15 protein-coding genes are annotated in these 18,361 nt (G+C 60.2%); 4 read left to right on the top strand and 11 right to left on the bottom strand.

What is annotated here, in order from left to right; translation table 11 throughout:
• The first annotated feature begins 2 nt into the window (after positions 1 to 2).
• Positions 3 to 902 (top strand): carbon-nitrogen hydrolase, encoded by a 900-nt coding sequence (locus C8E00_RS02115; RefSeq protein WP_133693934.1) that lies wholly within the window; start codon positions 3 to 5, stop codon positions 900 to 902.
• Positions 903 to 1,039: 137 nt separating this feature from the next.
• On the top strand, positions 1,040 to 1,900 hold the full coding sequence (locus tag C8E00_RS02110) for a DNA replication terminus site-binding protein (RefSeq protein WP_133693932.1): 861 nt from the start codon (positions 1,040 to 1,042) through the stop codon (positions 1,898 to 1,900).
• 193 nt (positions 1,901 to 2,093) lie between these two features.
• On the opposite strand, the gene sthA is transcribed toward C8E00_RS02110, so the two are convergent.
• The 10 genes from sthA to C8E00_RS02060 form a co-directional block, all read right to left on the bottom strand.
• Positions 2,094 to 3,512, bottom strand: coding sequence for a Si-specific NAD(P)(+) transhydrogenase (gene sthA, locus C8E00_RS02105; protein ID WP_133693930.1), 1,419 nt, complete (start codon positions 3,510 to 3,512; stop codon positions 2,094 to 2,096).
• A 173-nt stretch (positions 3,513 to 3,685) separates the two neighbouring features.
• The gene (gene nqrM / locus C8E00_RS02100; RefSeq protein WP_133693928.1) at positions 3,686 to 3,943 is read right to left on the bottom strand and encodes a (Na+)-NQR maturation NqrM; all 258 of its coding nucleotides are present in this window, start codon (positions 3,941 to 3,943) and stop codon (positions 3,686 to 3,688) included.
• Positions 3,940 to 4,992: an FAD:protein FMN transferase gene (locus C8E00_RS02095; RefSeq protein WP_133693925.1), complete on the bottom strand. Its 1,053-nt coding sequence runs from the start codon at positions 4,990 to 4,992 to the stop codon at positions 3,940 to 3,942. The genes nqrM and C8E00_RS02095 overlap by 4 nt, the downstream gene beginning before the upstream one ends.
• Positions 4,989 to 6,221, bottom strand: coding sequence for an NADH:ubiquinone reductase (Na(+)-transporting) subunit F (gene nqrF, locus C8E00_RS02090; RefSeq protein ID WP_133693923.1), 1,233 nt, complete (start codon positions 6,219 to 6,221; stop codon positions 4,989 to 4,991). Before nqrF ends, C8E00_RS02095 begins: the two co-directional genes overlap by 4 nt.
• Positions 6,222 to 6,243: 22 nt before the next feature.
• Positions 6,244 to 6,864 carry an NADH:ubiquinone reductase (Na(+)-transporting) subunit E gene (gene nqrE / locus C8E00_RS02085; RefSeq protein WP_133693920.1) on the bottom strand — a complete coding sequence of 207 codons (621 nt, stop codon included), beginning with the start codon at positions 6,862 to 6,864 and terminating at the stop codon, positions 6,244 to 6,246.
• Positions 6,864 to 7,538 (bottom strand): NADH:ubiquinone reductase (Na(+)-transporting) subunit D, encoded by a 675-nt coding sequence (locus C8E00_RS02080; RefSeq protein WP_133693918.1) that lies wholly within the window; start codon positions 7,536 to 7,538, stop codon positions 6,864 to 6,866. Before C8E00_RS02080 ends, nqrE begins: the two co-directional genes overlap by 1 nt.
• Positions 7,539 to 7,540: 2 nt before the next feature.
• Positions 7,541 to 8,308, bottom strand: a complete 768-nt coding sequence (locus C8E00_RS02075; protein ID WP_133693915.1) for a Na(+)-translocating NADH-quinone reductase subunit C — start codon at positions 8,306 to 8,308, stop codon at positions 7,541 to 7,543.
• The gene (locus C8E00_RS02070; RefSeq protein ID WP_133693912.1) at positions 8,308 to 9,543 is read right to left on the bottom strand and encodes an NADH:ubiquinone reductase (Na(+)-transporting) subunit B; all 1,236 of its coding nucleotides are present in this window, start codon (positions 9,541 to 9,543) and stop codon (positions 8,308 to 8,310) included. The genes C8E00_RS02075 and C8E00_RS02070 overlap by 1 nt, the downstream gene beginning before the upstream one ends.
• A gap of 2 nt (positions 9,544 to 9,545) precedes the next feature.
• On the bottom strand, positions 9,546 to 10,895 hold the full coding sequence (locus C8E00_RS02065) for a Na(+)-translocating NADH-quinone reductase subunit A (RefSeq protein ID WP_133693909.1): 1,350 nt from the start codon (positions 10,893 to 10,895) through the stop codon (positions 9,546 to 9,548).
• A gap of 305 nt (positions 10,896 to 11,200) precedes the next feature.
• Positions 11,201 to 12,655 carry a glyceraldehyde-3-phosphate dehydrogenase gene (locus C8E00_RS02060; protein ID WP_133693907.1) on the bottom strand — a complete coding sequence of 485 codons (1,455 nt, stop codon included), beginning with the start codon at positions 12,653 to 12,655 and terminating at the stop codon, positions 11,201 to 11,203.
• Positions 12,656 to 12,927: 272 nt separating this feature from the next.
• On the opposite strand from C8E00_RS02060, the gene mfd reads away from it, so the two are divergent.
• Positions 12,928 to 16,380, top strand: a complete 3,453-nt coding sequence (gene mfd, locus C8E00_RS02055) for a transcription-repair coupling factor (RefSeq protein ID WP_133693905.1) — start codon at positions 12,928 to 12,930, stop codon at positions 16,378 to 16,380.
• Between the two features lie 156 nt (positions 16,381 to 16,536).
• Positions 16,537 to 17,649: a L,D-transpeptidase family protein gene (locus tag C8E00_RS02050; RefSeq protein ID WP_133693902.1), complete on the top strand. Its 1,113-nt coding sequence runs from the start codon at positions 16,537 to 16,539 to the stop codon at positions 17,647 to 17,649.
• Here C8E00_RS02050 and C8E00_RS02045 read toward each other — a convergent pair.
• Entirely contained in the window at positions 17,631 to 18,272 is a 642-nt protein-coding gene (locus C8E00_RS02045) for a L,D-transpeptidase family protein (RefSeq protein ID WP_133693900.1), read from the bottom strand. The genes C8E00_RS02050 and C8E00_RS02045 overlap by 19 nt on opposite strands.
• Positions 18,273 to 18,361: the final 89 nt, after the last annotated feature.

Genomic DNA, 18,361 nt, shown 5'->3' with positions numbered 1-18,361 from the left:
CCATGGCCTCGACACTCAAGGCAGGGCTCGTTCAGCAACCCGGCTGGCCCGACAAGTCCCGTAGCTTGCAGGAAAGCGAGGCCGGCATTCGCGAACTGGCGGGAAAAGGCGCCGAGCTGATCCTGCTTCAGGAATTGCATGCTACGCATTATTTCTGTCAGACCGAAGACGACCGTCTCTTCGATCTCGCCGAGTCGCTCGACGGCCCCAGCGCCCAGCATCTGGCCGCCCTCGCCGCCGAACTCGACATCGTGCTCGTCGGCTCGCTCTTCGAACGCCGCGCCGCCGGGCTCTATCACAACACGGCCGTGGTCTTCGACCGTCAGCATGGCCGTGTCGGCCACTATCGCAAAATGCATATACCCGATGACCCGGGATTCTACGAAAAATTCTATTTCACACCCGGCGATGCCGATGAGAACAGCGGATTCGAGCCCATCGAGACATCCGTCGGCCGGCTCGGCGTCTTGGTCTGTTGGGATCAGTGGTATCCGGAAGCCGCTCGCCTGATGACCCTGGCCGGCGCCGATCTGCTGCTCTATCCCACCGCTATCGGCTGGCACCCGCCCGACGACGATCCCGAGAAGCAGCGCCAGAAGGACGCCTGGACGTTGATTCAGCGCTCACACGGCGTCGCCAACGGCCTACCGGTCATGGTCGCCAACCGTGTGGGACATGAGGCTGACCCATCGAAGGCGACATCGGGCATCGATTTCTGGGGAGGAAGCTTCATCTGCGGGCCTCAGGGTGAGATATTGGCCCAGGCAGGCGATGACGCGACACAGCTATTGGTCGAACTCGACATGACACGTAGTGAACACGTCCGGCGCGCCTGGCCTTATCTGCGTGACCGACGTGTCGATGCCTACGCCGACCTTACCAAGCGTTATCGCGATCGTTGAGTAGCGGGCCACGCCGGCCCGCCCTCCATGAGCGAGCACCGCCTACTCCACGGCCGACGTTGTGCGCCAGACCTACTTGCGAAGACGCACCACGCTTGCCATGATGTAATCATCAGACTTTGGATAACGGTATAAAGATGGAGCGGCAATACCACCTTCTGGCGCGCCTGGAACACGACTTCGATCATGTGATCGAAACCTGCGAGGCGCTCATCGGCCATGTCGAACACGCGCCACCGACGGGCTGGGTACTGGGGGAGACCACCTTCGATATCGCATGGCTGCGCCATGCCCTGTTCGACTTCTGGTATCAGGATGGTCAAGACGGCCGCGCGACGCGCAATTACATCGGCTTGATCGCCGCATCCCCCGCATTGCTGGGGTACGTCGCCGACATCAATCGCGCCAAGCAGACCTTCGCGGCGACACTGGCCGAGATTCGCCAAGAGGCGCCCACCCTGCTCCCCGAGATCAAGGCGGTATTGCCCTTTCGCCATCCCACGCTGCACGACCATCTACGCGGACAAGGCTTGGCACGCCTGCACCTCAAGCAATGCTGGCGCCACCTCCCCGTGGCGGATGCGCCTCTGTCGCGGGTGCGCCTCGCCTGGTATACCAGCGGGCGCTCCATCAAACGCTTGAGCGTGCGCGATGCCGAACGGCGGCTCATGGAAATGGATACCGAGAGCCCACACATCCGCATTCAACTGCGTCACTTGGCGGGCATCCCCGACAGCGAGCCATTGGCCCAGGTGCAAACCCAGGCGCCCGTCATGCGTGCCAACCTGTTCTTTCGCGACGCGCTCGCGGATGGACGCATGCGGCGTGCCATGAACCTGCCGCTGCCGCTTTTCATTCCCGCCGAGGATGGCCACCTGCCCTCTCACAACACGCCAAAGACCACCCCACCCAGCGAACGTAGCCGCGCACAACGCGCCGACACGAAGCTCGAGGACACGCCTTTCCTGCCCAGCTTGCGAGTCTATCGCTACCGCTAGCTGCCGCAGACTTCCCGACTGCTGGAAGGCAGCTGCTTGAGCGTGCTGGCTAGTGCATGACAGCGGTGAATGACCCGCTCTTCTGGTGATGGATGTCACGACGCAACGAGCCGGCACAGTGCCGGCTCGTTGTCTGCCGAGCCATGCCGGCGAGCCGCGAGGATCTCATGATGCGAGCGCGTCTCTGCGCCTATCAGAATAGGCGGTTCAAGCCGTTTTGCGCAGCAACACGATAGGCCTCGGCCATGGTGGGGTAGTTGAAGGTGGTATTGATGAAATACTTGAGCGTATTCGCTTCGCCCTGTTGCTGCATGATGGCCTGACCGATATGCACGATCTCGGAGGCTTGGTCACCGAAGCAGTGAATGCCCAGAATCTCGAGTGTGTCGCGGTGGAAGAGGATCTTGAGCATCCCCACGGTGTCGCCGGTGATCTGTGCACGCGCGGTGTCCTTGAAGAACGCCTGCGCGATCTCGTAGGGCACCTTGGCTTCGGTCAGCTCACGCTCGTTCTTGCCCACCGAGCTGATCTCGGGAATGGTGTAGATGCCGGTGGGAATATCCTCGACGAAGCGAAAGTCTTCCTCCAGGAAGTCGTCGCTGGCACTCCGCCCCTGGTCATAGGCGGCGCTGGCCAGACTCGGCCAACCGATGACATCCCCCACGGCATAGATATGCGGCACCATGGTGCGATAATGCTCATCGACCTGCAGTTGACCGCGCCCATTGGGTTCGAGACCGATGTTTTCCAGTCCCAGTTGATCGGTATTGCCCGTCCGTCCATTGGCCCAGAGAAAGGCATCCGCGCGCAGGCGCTTGCCGGACTTGAGCTTGACCACCACCCCGGACTCATCGCCTTCGATGCTTTCGTAATCTTCATTATGGCGAACCAGCACGCCATTCTGACGCAGATGATAGGACAAGGCGTCGCTGATCTCGTCATCGAGAAACGACAACAGACGCTCACGCATGTCGATCAAGTCGACCTTGACGCCGAGCCCTGAAAAAATCGACGCATACTCGGAACCGATGACACCCGCGCCGAAGATGATCAAGGTTCGCGGCGTGTGAGAAAGCCCGAGAACGGTGTCCGAGCAATAAATACGGGGATGTCGGAAGTTGATATCGGCGGGACGATAAGGGCGAGACCCGGTGGCGATCACGAACTGCTGGGCGCAGAGTTCCTCGGCGCCATCCTGATTGTCCCGCACGACCAGGGTGTGCTCGTCACGAAAGTTGGCGACCCCGAAGAAGAGATCGATGCGATTGCGTGAATAGAACTGGGTACGCATCTCGACCTGCTGGTCGATGGTGACCTTGGAACGGTCAAGCACACGAGGGAAGGAAAACCAGCGCGGTTCGCCGATATCGCGGAACATGCGGTTGGTATTGAACTGCATGATCTGCTTGACTTGGTGGCGCAGGGCCTTGGACGGGATCGTCCCCCAATGGGTACAGTTTCCTCCTACCGCTGGCTGCTTCTCGACGATGGCTACACGCTTGCCGTGCTTGGCCGCATTGATCGCAGCGCTTTCGCCCGCTGGGCCCGAGCCAATCACCACCACGTCATAATTGTGAACTGCCATTAGGTTCGCCTGCTCCTCTCGATGCATGAGAAACCGCTGCGATAAGCCTCAACGCAAGACCGGCCACGGCAAGGCGGATGACGAGACGTGCCGCTTTCAGGGCACATACCCAGGTTTCCCGCGAAATCATGTCGGGACACGCCCTAGAGCGCCTTGGACTCAACCAACGATTTTACGTCAGTAATGTTTGACGAGTGCGTTCAACGTCGAACCGCGTCGTAACCGAGGTCTGCTCCCCGGTTTTCGTCGCTGGCACGACGCGCACTCTTGCGGCGCTTTTGATTCTCCTCTTCGCAGACCTTGTCATTCCCACCGCAGATATCGCACCCCTCCTTGAGACCCAACTGATTGAGCCCTCCGCAGGAGCCTGCGATCGGCTTACGGCCGAGAATGACGCCGATGGCCATACCGGCCAACAGCAGTAGCATCAATGCGAATACCAAAAGCCATACTGTCATTGCTTTTCCCCTTCGGACGGCTCATCCGCAAGATAGGTATGAAAGGCGTCACTCACTTCTGTCTTGAAGCCTTTATCGGTTTTGACGATGAAATACGCCGCAATATCCTCGCGCTCAGCCAATGCCATGCCTTTCTTCGGACCCAATACCTCCAGCGCCGTGGCCAAGGCATCCGCCGTCGAACAAAGCTCGGCAACGACCGTCACCGACGCGAGATGATGGGTGATCGGACGACCGGTCCGGGGGTCGATGGTATGCGAATAACGCCGGCCATCTTCCTCGTAATAGTTGCGGTAATCGCCCGAGGTCGCCACCGCCACGTCTTCGAGTTCGAGCACGCGTTGCACGCTACGCTCTCGGGAAACCGGCTTTTCCACGGCAATACGCCAGGGCTGGCCATTGGGCTTGGTACCTCGTGTGCGAATTTCGCCTCCAACTTCCACGAGATAGGATGTCACGCCCAAGGCGTCCAGGCGAGCCGCCACCTGGTCGACCCCGAACCCCTTGGCGATACCCGAGAGATCGACATATACCGGCTTGGTCTTGGTCAGGCGATTGCCTTCCAGCTTTAGGGCCTGGTAATCGACCTTGCGCAATGCCTGGGCAACCTCCGCGTCACTCGGCACTTTGTCCGGGCGCATCTTGGGGCCGAATCCCCATAGATTGACTGCACTACCGATAGTGACATCGAAGGCACCGTTCGATAGGTCGCCGATCTCGATAGCCTCTTCGATCACCCGTGCCGTGGCCGCGGACAGCTCGAACGGCTTCCCCACCGGTGCGGCATTGAAGCGTGACAGCTCCGAATCGGACTTATAGGTCGACATCAAGCGATCGACTCTATGCAGTGCCGACTCGATACCGTCGTCGATGGATTTCAATTGACGTTCGTTGAAATCGCCGTAGACAGTGACATGGTAGCCCGTGCCGAAGATGGGCCCCTCGAAGCGATGCGCCTGTGGCGGTTGCTCACAACCGGCCAGTGCCAATAACGCAAACAGGACCAGCCCTATCCAGGCCGGCCCTGCACGATACGCTGCCACCATCATCCGCCGAAGTCGTCCAGCATGATGTTTTCAGGCTCAACGCCCATATCGGTCAGCATCTTGATCACCGAAGCATTCATGATGGGCGGGCCGCACATGTAGTATTCGCAGTCCTCCGGCGCCGGGTGGTCCTTGAGGTACTTCTCATAGAGAACGTTATGAATGAAGCCGGTATCGCCTTCCCAATTGTCCTCCGGGAGCGGATCGGACAGCGCCAGGTGCCATTCGAAGTTATCGAACTCCTCGGCCAGCTGATCGTACTCTTCGTTGTAGAAGGTTTCGCGCCACGAGCGCGCGCCGTACCAGAACGAAATCTTGCGAGAGCTCTTGAGACGCTTGAGCTGGTCGAAGATATGGCTGCGCATCGGCGCCATGCCCGCGCCACCTCCGATGAAGATCATTTCCGCATCGGTGTCCTTGGCAAAGAACTCGCCGAAGGGGCCCATCACCGTCACCTTGTCGCCCGGCTTGAGCGAGAAGGCATAGGTCGACATCAGTCCCGGCGGATAATCGGTATTGGGCGGCGGCGTGGCGATACGGATGTTGAACTTCAGGATGCCTTTCTCATCCGGATAGTTGGCCATCGAGTACGCGCGAATGATCTCCTCATCGTTCTTGTGGGAGATATTGAAGAGATTGAACTTCTCCCAATCGCCGCGATATTGCTCCTCGATATCGAAGTCCGAGAACTTGACGTCATAGGGCGGCGCCACCAGCTGCACGTAACCGCCGGCACGAAACGCCACATCCTCACCTTCGGGAAGCTTGAGATTGAGCTCCTTGATGAAAGTGGCAACGTTGGGGTTTTCGATCACCTCGCATTCCCACTTCTTGACACCGAAGACCTCCTCCGGCACCTCGACCTTCATGTCCTGCTTCACCGGCACCTGACACGACAGCCGCCAGCCTTCTTTCTTCTCGCGCAGGGTGAAGTGGGACTCCTCCGTGGGCAAGATCGACCCACCGCCATCGACTACACGGCATCTGCACTGCGCGCATGAACCGCCGCCGCCGCATGCCGACGAGAGGAAGATGCCGTTAGCCGCCAGCGTTTGCAACAACTTGCCGCCGGCCTGGGTCGTCAGGGTGTTCTCGGGGTCGCCGTTGATCTCTATGGAGACGTCGCCACTGCTGACCAGACGGCTGCGCGCCGTCAGGATCACGACCACCAGACCGAGCACGATCACGGTGAACATGACGACGCCGAGCACGATGATGTATGTATCAACCATGTCGGTTTCCTATTTCCGTTGCTTAGAGCTGGATGCCGGAGAAGGACATGAAGCCCAATGACATCAGCCCGACGGTAATGAACGTAATTCCCAACCCTTGCAGGCTGGCCGGCACGTCACTGTACTTGAGCTTTTCCCGAATTCCCGCCAATGCGGTGATCGCCAGGGCCCAGCCAACGCCGGCACCGGCACCATAGACCACCGATTCGCCGAAGTTGTAGCTCCGCTCGACCATGAACAGCGACGCGCCGAGAATCGCGCAATTCACCGTGATCAACGGCAGATAAACGCCGAGCGCGTTATAGAGCGCGGGCACGAACTTATCCAGAAACATCTCGAGGATCTGCACCAGCGCTGCGATAACGCCGATATAACTCAACAGCCCCAAGAACGACAGATCGATATTCCCGGCACCTTCCAGCCCCGTCCAGGTCAGGGCTCCTTCCTTCAACAGATAGGTCAGGATCAGGTTATTGACCGGCACGGTAATGGTCAGCACCACCACGACCGCAATCCCCAGCCCAATGGCCGACGATATCTTCTTGGAGACGGCAAGAAACGTACACATGCCGAGGAAGAACGCCAGTGCCATGTTCTCCACGAACACGGCCTTGACGAAGAGGCTCAGATAATGTTCGAACATCACACGGACTCCTTAATCTTGGCCTTGCTGTTGGCCACGATCCGGTATTCGGCTTTCTCGACCTGTTCAGAGCGCACACTGCGCAGTATCCAGATGAACAAGCCGATAACGAAGAATGCCGAAGGCGGCAACAGCATCAGCCCGTTGGGCACGTACCAACCACCGTCTTGTACCGTGGGCAGCACCGTGAAGCCGAACACGCTGCCGGAGCCGAAAAGCTCGCGCACGAAACCGACGATCAACAGGATGACGGCATAGCCCAGGCCATTGCCGACCCCGTCGAGAAAGCTCATGGCCGGACCGTTCTGCATCGCATAGGCCTCGGCGCGCCCCATGACGATGCAGTTGGTGATGATCAGCCCGACGAAAACCGACAACTGCTTGGATATTTCGTAGGCATATGCCTTCAACACCTGATCGACCACGATGACCAGCGACGCGATGATGGTCATCTGCACGATGATGCGAATCGAGGATGGAATATGGTGACGAATCAGCGAGACGAACAGATTCGAGCAAGCCGTGACCGCAATCACGGCCAGGCCCATCACCAGGGAAACCTTCATGGAGTTGGTGACCGCCAGCGCCGAGCAGATCCCCAGCACCTGCAGTGCAATGGGATTGTTCTTGAAGACCGGCGAAAGAACGGTATTTTTTACGGAATCAGCAGCCATGTTCACGCTCCTTCGGAGTTGCCGTGGAAGCGGGCGAGGTAGGGGCCGAAGCCACTCTCGCTCAGCCAGAAATGCAGCATGTTGGTGACACCTCGACTGGTCAGCGTCGCACCGGACAAGGCATCGACTTCATACTTGCTTTCAGCACCGCCCTTGACCAGGGAGATTTCCGGTTTCATGCCAGCATCAGCGTAGACTTCTTTACCATCCCACTGGGCCTTCCAGTCGGGGTTGTCGACTTGGGCCCCCAACCCGGGCGTTTCGGAGTGAGAATAATAAGACAAGCCAATGATGGTATTGCCGTCGCCCTTGAGCGCCAGGAAGCCGCGCATCAATCCCCACAGCCCCTGCCCACGGATGGGCAGAATGATCTGCCGGGGATCCTCGGGATCGCCGACGAGATACACGGTGGAATAGAGTTCCTCACGCCCGATCCCCGCGCCGTCATCTTCACCCGAGAGCGTACGTGACATGGCAGGATCCTTGGCCGCTTCGAACTGATTATACTGCTGCGGATCGAACCGATCGGTGTATTCGCCCGTCTCCAGCTTGATGACGCGTGGGGTGATCAAGCGTTTGAAGGCTTCTCCGACATCCATCCCCGGCTCGTAAAGCTCGGCAACCGCGAGAATGTTGGTCTTGCGATCGAGTTCCTTGTTGCGTTCCTGCATGGGCTGCAGCACCACGGCAGCGGTCGAGACCACCACCGAACACACGATGCACAGCGCAAGCGCAACCATCAGCGTCTTCTTGATGGAGTTGTTGGCCATCAGGTGGTCTCCTCGTTCGTCGCGGTGGAATACGCGGCGTCACGTTTCTGGCGGCGCTTGATATTGGCCTGTACGAAGAAGTGATCGATCATCGGTGCGAACAGGTTGGCAAACAGAATCGCCAGCATGATGCCTTCCGGAAACGCCGGGTTGACCACGCGAATCAGGACGGTCATCACCCCGATCAAGAGGCCGAACAAGAGCTTCCCGGGATCCGTCATCGATGCCGACACGGGGTCGGTCGCCATGAACACCATGCCGAAGGCGAAGCCGCCCAGCACCAGATGCCAGTACCAGGGCATGCCGAACATGGGATTGCTTTCCGAGCCGATGGCGGTAAACAGCATCGCCGTCAGCGCCATGCCCACGAACACGCCGAGCATGATACGCCAGGAGGCGATCCGCGTGATCAGCAGAACCACCGCACCGATGAGGATCGCCAGCGTCGAGGTTTCCCCCACCGAGCCGGGAATGAAACCGAGAAAAGCATCCCACCAGCTATGTGCCTGATGCAATGCCCCCATGCCATTCTGCGCCGCCGTGGAAAGCGGGGTAGCACCGGTATAGCCGTCGGCCGCGACCCACACGCTATCGCCGGAGATCTGCGCCGGGTAGGCGAAATACAGAAACGCACGCCCGGTCAGTGCCGGGTTCAGGAAGTTCTTGCCGGTGCCGCCGAAGATTTCCTTGCCGATCACGACGCCGAAGGTAATGCCCAAGGCCACCTGCCACAGCGGAATGGTCGCCGGCAGGATCAGCGCATAGAGCACCGAGGTCACGAAGAAGCCTTCGTTGACCTCATGGCCGCGTTTGACGGCGAACAGCACTTCCCAGAAGCCGCCGACGAGAAAGGTCACCAGGTAGATAGGCAAGAAGTAAGTGGCACCAAGCACGAAATTGGCCCAAATACTGCCGGGGTCGTGACTGCCCGCCAGCGCCATGGTGATGGCTTCACGCCATCCCCCCATGGCGCCGAAGCCGTCGCCCATCGCCATGTTGGCCTGCAGGCCGGCGTTGTACATACCAAAGAACATCGCCGGAAAGGTACACAGCCAGACCGTGATCATGATGCGCTTGAGGTCGATGCCATCACGCACATGCGCCGTGCTCTTGGTCACGTCCGGGGGCGAGTAGAAGATGGTATCGACCGCTTCGTACAGCGCGTAGAACTTCTCGTATTTACCACCCTGGTGAAAATGCGGCTCGAGTTTGTCGAGCGTATTACGAATTCCCATCGTCAGACCTCTTTCTCGATCATGGTGAGGTTATCACGCAGGATGGGGCCGTACTCATACTTGCCGGGGCAAACGTAGGTACAAAGCGCGAGATCTTCTTCATCCAGCTCCAGGCAGCCGAGTTCCATCGAGCTTTCGATGTCGCCCACGATCAATGAGCGCAGCAACTGCGTCGGCATGATATCCAGCGGCATCACGCGCTCGTAAGCGCCTACCGGCACCATCGCGCGTTCGGAACCGTTGGTCGACGTGTTCGGCGCATACCGATTGAGTCCCAAAAACTGAGACACATAGATACCCATTACCGAATGACGCCGCACCCCCGGCGACAACCACCCCAGAAAGGCACGCTTGTTGCCCTCTTCGAGCAGCGTGAACTGGCGATGAAAACGCCCCAGGAAACGCCGCGAGCCTTCCGCGATGGCGCCACCGAAAACCGATCCGGAAATCACCCGGGTATCGTCGGGCGCTTCGATTTCACCTTCCAGCAGCTCACTACTGCTCGCCCCGAGGCGCGTTCGCAACAAGCGAGGCTGCTTGGCACGTGGACCGCCGACGGCCACCACGCGTTGCGTCTCCAGACGCCCTTCGGTCAATAGCTTGCCGAAGGCGATGACATCCTGATAGTCAAGATGCCAAACCTGACGCGCCAGACTCACCGGCGACAGGTAATGGATGTGCGTGCCCACCAGCCCGGCGGGATGCCGGCCAGCGAAAGCCTCGAAACGCACGCCCTCGAGCCCGTCGCCCGGCAGTTCGGCGTCTTGGCCATGGCACACGAACACCTGCCCCGGCGTCAGGCGCTTGAGCACCTTGAGGCCCTGTTCGAAGGCGACGCTGTCCTCGCCAATCACCAAACGGGGGTCCGCGGCGAGAGGATGCGTATCGATCGCGGTAACGAAAATATCGGCGGGAACGGCATCGGGAGCAGGCGTGCGAGAGTAAGGGCGAGTCCTGAGCGCGGTCCAGAGCCCCGAATCGATCAGTTGATCGACGACCGTCTGGCGCTCCAACCGCTCCAGCGCGTCCGCGCCATGCGCCGTGAAGGGTACGGCCTCTTCGTGATCATCGAGCTTGATGACGACCGACAGCAAGCGCCGCTTCTCGCCGCGGTTGATCGCCACCACCTCGCCTGCGCCTGGTGCCGTGAACCGTACGCCCGGGATTTTCTTGTCGGTGAACAGTAGCTGGCCCAGTTTTACCTTGTCCCCCTCTCGAACCTCCATCGTCGGCTTCATGCCCACGTAGTCGGTACCGAGGATCGCCACGTGCCGCACGGGCCGCGCATCATGTATGCGCTGCTCGGGCGACCCGGCGATGGGGAGATCCAGGCCTCGTTTGACTTCGATCATAGTCTTGCCCAGTTGTCGGATCTGATGTTGCGAAAGGAAAGGGGTCCATGAACGCTCACGCACTCGCCACGCATCTTCTCAATGCTGGACAACGCTGACGGTCGTCACGGAAGTCGGATTCTTTTCTTATCAGACGATTGCTTCTTTCGGCCCATGGCCAAGGGCCGTCCCCAAAATCGGGCACCATTATAGAGAGACGAGCCCCGAATGACTACATAACCATGGGCAGTATGAGGCTTGCGATGACGGGCACGGGCGATGACGGCGCCCCGAGAACGGGGCGCGGAAGGCGAAACGAGGCGCGTTCAGTGCATCTCGCGGGGCAAGTAAACGAAACGCACGTTGGACATGTGCTGCAGGATACGCACGACCTGACAGCTATAGCCGAACTCGTTGTCGTACCAGACGTAGAGCACGACCTGACGATCATCGGCAATGGTCGCCTGGGCGTCGACGATACCGGCATGGCGATTGCCCACGAAATCCGACGACACCACCTCCGGCGAGTCGACGTAATCGATCTGCTTTTGCATGCGGGAATGCAAGGCCATGTTGCGCAAGTACTCGTTCACCGCTTCACGGTCGGTGGCCTTATCCAGCGTAAGATTGAGAATGGCCATGGACACGTCAGGCGTCGGAACGCGAATGGCATTGCCGGAGAGTTTGCCCGAAAGTTCGGGCAGTGCCTTGGCCACGGCCTTGGCGGCGCCGGTTTCCGTCAGCACCATGTTGAGCGCGGCGCTGCGCCCACGGCGATCGCCCTTGTGGTAGTTGTCGATGAGGTTCTGATCGTTGGTGTAGGCATGCACCGTCTCGACATGCCCGTGCGCGATGCCGAACTCGTCATTGACCGCCTTGAGGATGGGCACGATCGCATTGGTGGTGCACGACGCCGCCGAGATCACGCGATCATCGTCGGTGATCTCGTCATGATTGATGCCATGCACGATATTCTTGACGCCGCCCTTGCCCGGCGCCGTCAGCAACACCTTGGCCACCCCCTTTGATGCCAGGTGCTGGGACAGCCCGTCCTCGTCGCGCCATTTGCCGGTGTTATCGACCACCAGGGCATTGTCGATCCCATACGCGGTGTAATCGATCTCACTGGGCGAATCGGCGTGAATGACCTGAATGTAGTTGCCGTTGGCAATGATCGCCTCGTTCTCATGATCGACGCGGATCGTGCCGGCGAACGGCCCATGCACGCTATCGCGACGCAAAAGACTGGCACGCTTCTCGAGGTCGTCACCTGCACCCCGTACCACGATGGCACGCAAACGCAGCAGGTTTCCGCCCCCGGCCTTCTCGATCAGGATACGCGCCAGCAAGCGACCGATGCGCCCGAAACCGTAGAGCACGACATCCTTGGGCTCGCCCCCCATGCCGGTCTCGGCATGGCGTCCCACGATATCGGCCAGTTCCGTTTCGAGGAAGGCTCTGACGTCGTCTTGCTCGGAGCGCTTGAAGGCCACCCCCAGCTTGCCGATATCGATGTGCGCCGGCCCCAGATCGAGCTCGGTCATCGCCTTGACCATGGGCAACGTGTCACGCACCGAGAGCTCGATGCCCTCGACCTTCTTGACGTAACGATGGTTCTTGAGGATGCGGATGACCGAGCGGTTGATCAACGAGCGCCCGTACAAGGACGGCACGACATTGTACTTGCGGTACAGGCGCCCCAGCAGCGGGATCATCTCCTCGGCCAAGGCTTCATTTTCTTGCCAATCCTGAAAATAGGTCTCGAGCTTTTCCTGACTCACGGCGGGCCTCGTCATGGCAGCGGGGAACGAAAAACGAACGTATTATCCTGAGCTTTTTACACGCATAGCAAGGCTTGCTTGGTCGCATGGGATGTAATTCCACTACACCAATAGGGCCTTGACTACAGGGCCAAAAACAGGCATTGAATACCGCTTCACACAGTTATTTTCGACTACAAGATCGTTGCCGGGCCTGGCTTTGAATCCCCACGCATCGCCCCGATTCCTGTTTGCCTGCTATCATCATCTCGACTTAGAAACTGAAGCGCATCATGTCGTATTTTTCACCGCTAGATCCACCGCATCCTCAGGGCGTGCGCGATACTGTCTACTGGCAACGTCCGCACGCCGCCGCGAGTGCCCTGGCATTGGCACGCCTCGCCGACGACGCCCCGCTGATGGTCGTGGCACCCGACACCGCCAATGCCCAAAGACTCGAAAGTGCACTGCAGTTCTTCGCTGATCACCCCATCCTGTCGTTTCCGGATTGGGAAACCTTGCCCTACGACAGCTTTTCCCCGCATCAGGACATCGTCTCGACGCGTCTCAAGACGTTGCGCCGACTGCAGGAAGGAACACGCGGCATTGTCGTGGTGCCCATCAATACCTTGATGCAGCGCCTTCCGCCCACCGATTACATCGCCGGTCGCGTGCTCACCCTGCACAGGGGCATGCAACTCGATCGGGAAGGTTTTCGGGAGCGCCTCTCACGCGCCGGTTACCGCGCGGTGGAGACCGTTTACGAGCCAGGCGAGTACGCGTTTCGCGGCGCCTTGATCGACCTCTACCCCATGGGGAGCGACCACCCCCTGCGCATCGACCTGTTCGATGATGAAGTCGATACGCTGCGCTATTTCGATCCCGACACACAGCGCTCGCTGGACAAGATCGAGCGCGTGGAACTGCTGCCGGCACACGAATACTCGCTGTCGCGATCGGCCATCGCCTGTTTCCGCGAGGGCTTCGAGACGCTGTTCGATGTCGATCCGCGCCAGTGCCCGCTTTACAACGATGCGCTCAAAGGCATCCCCTCGCCAGGGCTGGAACAGTACCTGCCGCTTTTCTTCGAGGAAACGGCCACCCTGTTCGAGCATCTGAACGCACATACGCGCATCGCCCTGATGCCTGGCGTGCATGACGCCGCCGAACATCATTGGAGCGCCATCGAAAGCCGCTATGACAATCTCGGCGTCGATCCCACGCGTCCCTTACTGCCGCCGGCGCGTGCCTTCGTCCCCGTGCCGGAGGTGTTCGCCTCCATCAAGCAGCACCCGCGCGTGGCCTTGATCGACGACGACGACCCCCATCCTCATGCCAAGATACCGGCCACGCACCCCCTCCCGGAGGTGGCCATTCACGCACGGGGTCATCACCCCCTGGCCAAACTGGAGGCGTTTCTCGGGGCGCCCGACGCACCACGCGTCTTGCTGGTCGCCGAGTCGAGCGGGCGCCGCGAAGCGCTGGAAGAGACGCTCGCTCCGCTGGGGCGTCCTCTGGCCGTGGCCGATGGCTGGCAACACTTCCTGGATGGCAGCGCGCCGCTGGCGATTTGCGCGGGCAGCCTCGATGAAGGGCTATGGCTCGACAGCCCCGCGACCTGCGTCATCACCGAAACCGAGCTGTACGGCGATGTCGTTCGCCAAGCACGCCGTCGGGGTCGGGTGACCGATGACAACGAACTCGCCGTTCGCCATCTGGCGGAATTGAGCCCCGGGTCTCCAGTGGTCCATCAAAGCCATGGCGTGGGCCGCTACCAAGGACTCGAGACGTTGGAAGCCGGCGGCCAGGCCGCCGAATTCCTGGCGCTGGAATACGCCGGCGGCGCCAAGCTCTACGTTCCGGTGGATAGCCTGCATCTCATCTCGCGTTATGCCGGCGCGACGGATGAACTGGCGCCGCTACATAAGCTCGGCTCGGACACCTGGGACAAGGCCAAGCGCAAGGCGGCCGAGAAAGTACGTGATACCGCCGCCGAGTTGCTGGATACCTATGCCCGGCGCGAGGCGCGCGAGGGCTTCGCCTGCGACGCCCCCGACGAGGAATACGCACGCTTCACGGCCAGTTTTCCTTTCGAGGAAACACCCGACCAACATGCTGCCATCGATGCGGTCATCGACGACATGACCGCGCCGCGCCCCATGGACCGCGTGGTCTGCGGCGACGTGGGCTTCGGCAAGACCGAAGTCGCCATGCGCGCGGCCTTTCTCGCCGTGCACTCCGGTCGCCAAGTCGTGGTATTGGTCCCCACGACCCTGCTGGCCCAACAGCATTATGACAATTTCCGCGACCGCTTCGCGGATACCGCCGTACAGATCGAACTGCTCTCGCGCTTCACCGCCGGCAAGGGGCAGCAAGCGTCGCTGGAGCGCATCAACGAAGGCCGTGCCGATATCGTCATCGGCACCCACAAGCTGCTCTCCAAGACGATGTCGCTCCCGAACATGGGACTATTGATCATCGACGAGGAACACCGCTTCGGCGTCTCGCAGAAGGAAAAGCTCAAGAGCCTACGCGCCGAGATCGACATCCTCACGCTCACCGCGACGCCGATTCCCCGCACCTTGAACATGGCGATGAGCGGCATTCGCGATCTTTCGATCATCGCCACGCCCCCGGCGCGCCGCCTATCGGTCAAGACCTTCGTGCAACAGCGCAACGAAGGCGTCCTGAAAGAAGCCCTGCTACGCGAAATTCTGCGCGGCGGCCAGGTCTACTTCCTGCATAACGAAGTCAAGACGATAGAAACGACTGCCGAGCGCATTGCCGAGCTCGTGCCGGAGGCTCGCGTGGCCGTTGCCCACGGCCAGTTGCCCGAGCGTTCGCTGGAACGCGTGATGTCGGACTTCTATCACAAGCGTTTCAACGTGCTGGTGTGTTCGACGATCATTGAGACCGGCATCGACGTGCCCAGTGCCAATACCATCATCATCGAACGCGCCGACAAGTTCGGACTCGCGCAGCTGCACCAACTCCGCGGTCGCGTCGGACGCAGCCACCATCAGGCGTATGCCTACCTGCTCACGCCACCCCCCAAGGCCATGACCAAGGATGCGCTCAAGCGCCTCGAGGCGATCAGCCAGGCAGAAGATCTCGGGGCCGGCTTCACCCTCGCCAGTCACGACATGGAGATTCGCGGCGCCGGCGAACTGCTGGGCGATGAACAAAGCGGCCAGATGGAAACGGTGGGTTACAGCCTCTACATGCAAATGCTCGACCGAGCGGTCAAGGCCATCAAGAGCGGCAAGACACCCAATATCGAGTCTCCGCTGGACGATGGCGTGGAAGTCAGCCTCAACTTGCCGTCATTGATTCCCAGCGATTACCTGCCCGACGTACAGCAGCGCCTGATCATGTACAAGCGCATCGCCAACGCCGAGGATGAAGCCGAACTCAAGGAGTTGCAGGTCGAGATGATCGACCGTTTCGGCCTGCTGCCAGGGCCGCTCAAGACGCTTTTCCGTCAAACCCGGCTACGTCAGCGTGCCGAACGTCTAGGCATCGTGCGCCTCGAGGCCGGCGCCGAGCGGGGCCGTCTCACTTTCGGCACACAAACCGCCGTCGATCCCATGACGCTGGTGCATATGATCCAACAGGACCCAGCGCACTACCGGTTGGATGGTGCCGATACATTACGCTTCGAAGGTGACATGAGCGACGAGGAACAGCGCTTTTCGCTGCTCGAAGCGTTACTCGAACAGCTCAATCGCAAGACCCAGGCAGCGTAACCAGTGGCGCCCGTCATACGGGCGCTCTATCGACCCTCACAGACGCACGGATGCGCGTTACAAGCTGACGCATGGCTTGTGTCGGCATGAAAATACGCCAGAATGCAGGTGATCGTGGCATCCGCCACTTGCCTGACCGAAAAAGAGTCCATATCCATGCCGGTTACTTCCCGCGGCCTAACGCCCTTATGGCTGGCCACCTTGCTCTCACTCTCCACGACGGGACTGGCCGACACCGCCCCTGGGCCCGTGATCACTCCCGAAGCAGCCGGCTTGCCGCAAGACACAGCGCCGCCCCACGACAAAGGTGTTACACGCTTCGTGGTCCCCGAGAACGGGAACATCGTCGGCAAGGCGCGCGTCATCGAGACCGAAAAACAAGACACATTACTCGACATTGGCCGCCGGTATGGCGTTGGCTATGAAGCGATGCGTCGCGCCAACCCGGGTATCAGTGTCTGGTATCCCGGTGAAGGCACCGAGGTCACGATACCCTCCCGGTTCATACTGCCCGAGGCCGCGCACCAAGGGGTCGTGGTCAATATTCCCGAGATGCGCCTTTATTACTATCCGCCGTCGGAAGACGGCAAACCGGCCCAGGTGGAAACATATGCCATCAGCGTCGGACGCATGGATTGGTCTACCCCTCTGGGTGAGACGCGGATTACCGCCAAGCAGAAAAACCCGGCCTGGTATCCCCCCCAGTCGATCATCGAAGAGCATGCCGCAGACGGCCGGGAGCTTCCTAACGTGGTTCCGCCAGGGCCTGACAACCCACTGGGCCAATACAAGATGCGCCTGGCCATCCCCGGTTACCTGATTCATGGCACCAACCGGCCGCAAGGTATCGGCATGCGCGTGACCCACGGCTGTATTCGCATGTATCCAGAAGACGTCGAACACCTTTTCGGCAAGCTTCCCGTCGGCACCAACGTCAACCTGATCAGCCAGCCGACCAAGTTCGGCTGGCGCGACGGGACGCTTTACGTGCAGTCCTTCCCGCTCCTGGAGGAGGACCGGCAGTCACCGGTGCTCAAGCGCGTCCTGGACGCCAGTGAAGCACTCGTCGCGACCTTGACGCATCACCAGATAAAGGACGATATCGATCATCGACGCCTGACAAACGCCGTGCTGATGTCCAGTGGCACCCTGGTCGCGCTGAATGTCGCGCCCAAGCCAGAAAAGGCACCGCGAGTTCCCATGCCAGGCAGCCTGTACGATGCCTTGCCGTCGCCGCCACCGCTGCTTTATCAATCCATCGGGGTCTGAATACTCGTTTGCAACGGGTCACCCGGGGGGACGATCGAGGTGTCGTCATCCCCCCGGATCACCACGCGCGTGCCGATCGACACCAGCCGCGTCAATTCGTCTATTTGATCGTTAGTGACCGCCACGCAGCCTTCCGTCCAGTTGAAGAGCCGGTGAATCTCGGGATCGCCGGCCCCCAGGCCATGAATGCCAATATAGCCACCCAACACCGTATTCTGTGGCGGCGTGCCATTACGATAATAGGCCTCCTGGAAATCAGCGTACTCGGTCGGCGACATCACCCCGGCCCGCAGCGCCCGACGCGCGGTCTCGAGCTTGGGATAGTTCAACCCCAGGAAGGTACGGAACTTGCTATCGCGATTGATTCGATTGATATGAAACTCGCCCGTCGGGGTCATCTCACTGCCCTTCAGTCGCAGGCGCGCCGCCCCCCCACGCCCCAGCGAAACAGGCTCGAAACGTTCGATACGCGTATCGCCGCGATAAATATCAAGCGTGGCGGTACTCTCGTCGATCAAGACCCAGACCTCATCATCGGCAGCCGCCAGTGCATATGACCCACCCACGACCAACAACGCCAATCCCGCCAGGGCCATCACCAAGGCTTGCATCCAACGCTTCATGTTCCACTCCGCATCATCGTGACAAGGCGCTAGCCTACACTGAACTCCCCAGGTAGCGTCATCCCTGCGTCAATCGACTCCCTCCATAA

This window comes from Chromohalobacter marismortui (genome assembly GCF_004364315.1).
Classification (GTDB): Bacteria; Pseudomonadota; Gammaproteobacteria; order Pseudomonadales; family Halomonadaceae; genus Chromohalobacter; species Chromohalobacter marismortui.
This window is presented reverse-complemented; position numbering and strand designations above follow the sequence as displayed.

Bases quoted from the DNA above. Each gene is read 5' to 3' on its own strand.
- C8E00_RS02065 (WP_133693909.1), bottom strand. From the start codon at position 10,895: ATGATCGAAGTCAAACGAGGCCTGGATCTCCCCATCGCCGGGTCGCCC.
- nqrE (WP_133693920.1), bottom strand. From the start codon at position 6,864: ATGTTCGAACATTATCTGAGCCTCTTCGTCAAGGCCGTGTTCGTGGAG.
- mfd (WP_133693905.1), top strand. From the start codon at position 12,928: ATGTCGTATTTTTCACCGCTAGATCCACCGCATCCTCAGGGCGTGCGC.
- nqrM (WP_133693928.1), bottom strand. From the start codon at position 3,943: ATGACAGTATGGCTTTTGGTATTCGCATTGATGCTACTGCTGTTGGCC.
- C8E00_RS02070 (WP_133693912.1), bottom strand. From the start codon at position 9,543: ATGGGAATTCGTAATACGCTCGACAAACTCGAGCCGCATTTTCACCAG.
- C8E00_RS02110 (WP_133693932.1), top strand. From the start codon at position 1,040: ATGGAGCGGCAATACCACCTTCTGGCGCGCCTGGAACACGACTTCGAT.
- nqrF (WP_133693923.1), bottom strand. From the start codon at position 6,221: ATGGTTGATACATACATCATCGTGCTCGGCGTCGTCATGTTCACCGTG.
- C8E00_RS02115 (WP_133693934.1), top strand. From the start codon at position 3: ATGGCCTCGACACTCAAGGCAGGGCTCGTTCAGCAACCCGGCTGGCCC.
- C8E00_RS02050 (WP_133693902.1), top strand. From the start codon at position 16,537: ATGCCGGTTACTTCCCGCGGCCTAACGCCCTTATGGCTGGCCACCTTG.
- C8E00_RS02045 (WP_133693900.1), bottom strand. From the start codon at position 18,272: ATGAAGCGTTGGATGCAAGCCTTGGTGATGGCCCTGGCGGGATTGGCG.
- C8E00_RS02075 (WP_133693915.1), bottom strand. From the start codon at position 8,308: ATGGCCAACAACTCCATCAAGAAGACGCTGATGGTTGCGCTTGCGCTG.
- sthA (WP_133693930.1), bottom strand. From the start codon at position 3,512: ATGCATCGAGAGGAGCAGGCGAACCTAATGGCAGTTCACAATTATGAC.
- C8E00_RS02080 (WP_133693918.1), bottom strand. From the start codon at position 7,538: ATGGCTGCTGATTCCGTAAAAAATACCGTTCTTTCGCCGGTCTTCAAG.
- C8E00_RS02095 (WP_133693925.1), bottom strand. From the start codon at position 4,992: ATGATGGTGGCAGCGTATCGTGCAGGGCCGGCCTGGATAGGGCTGGTC.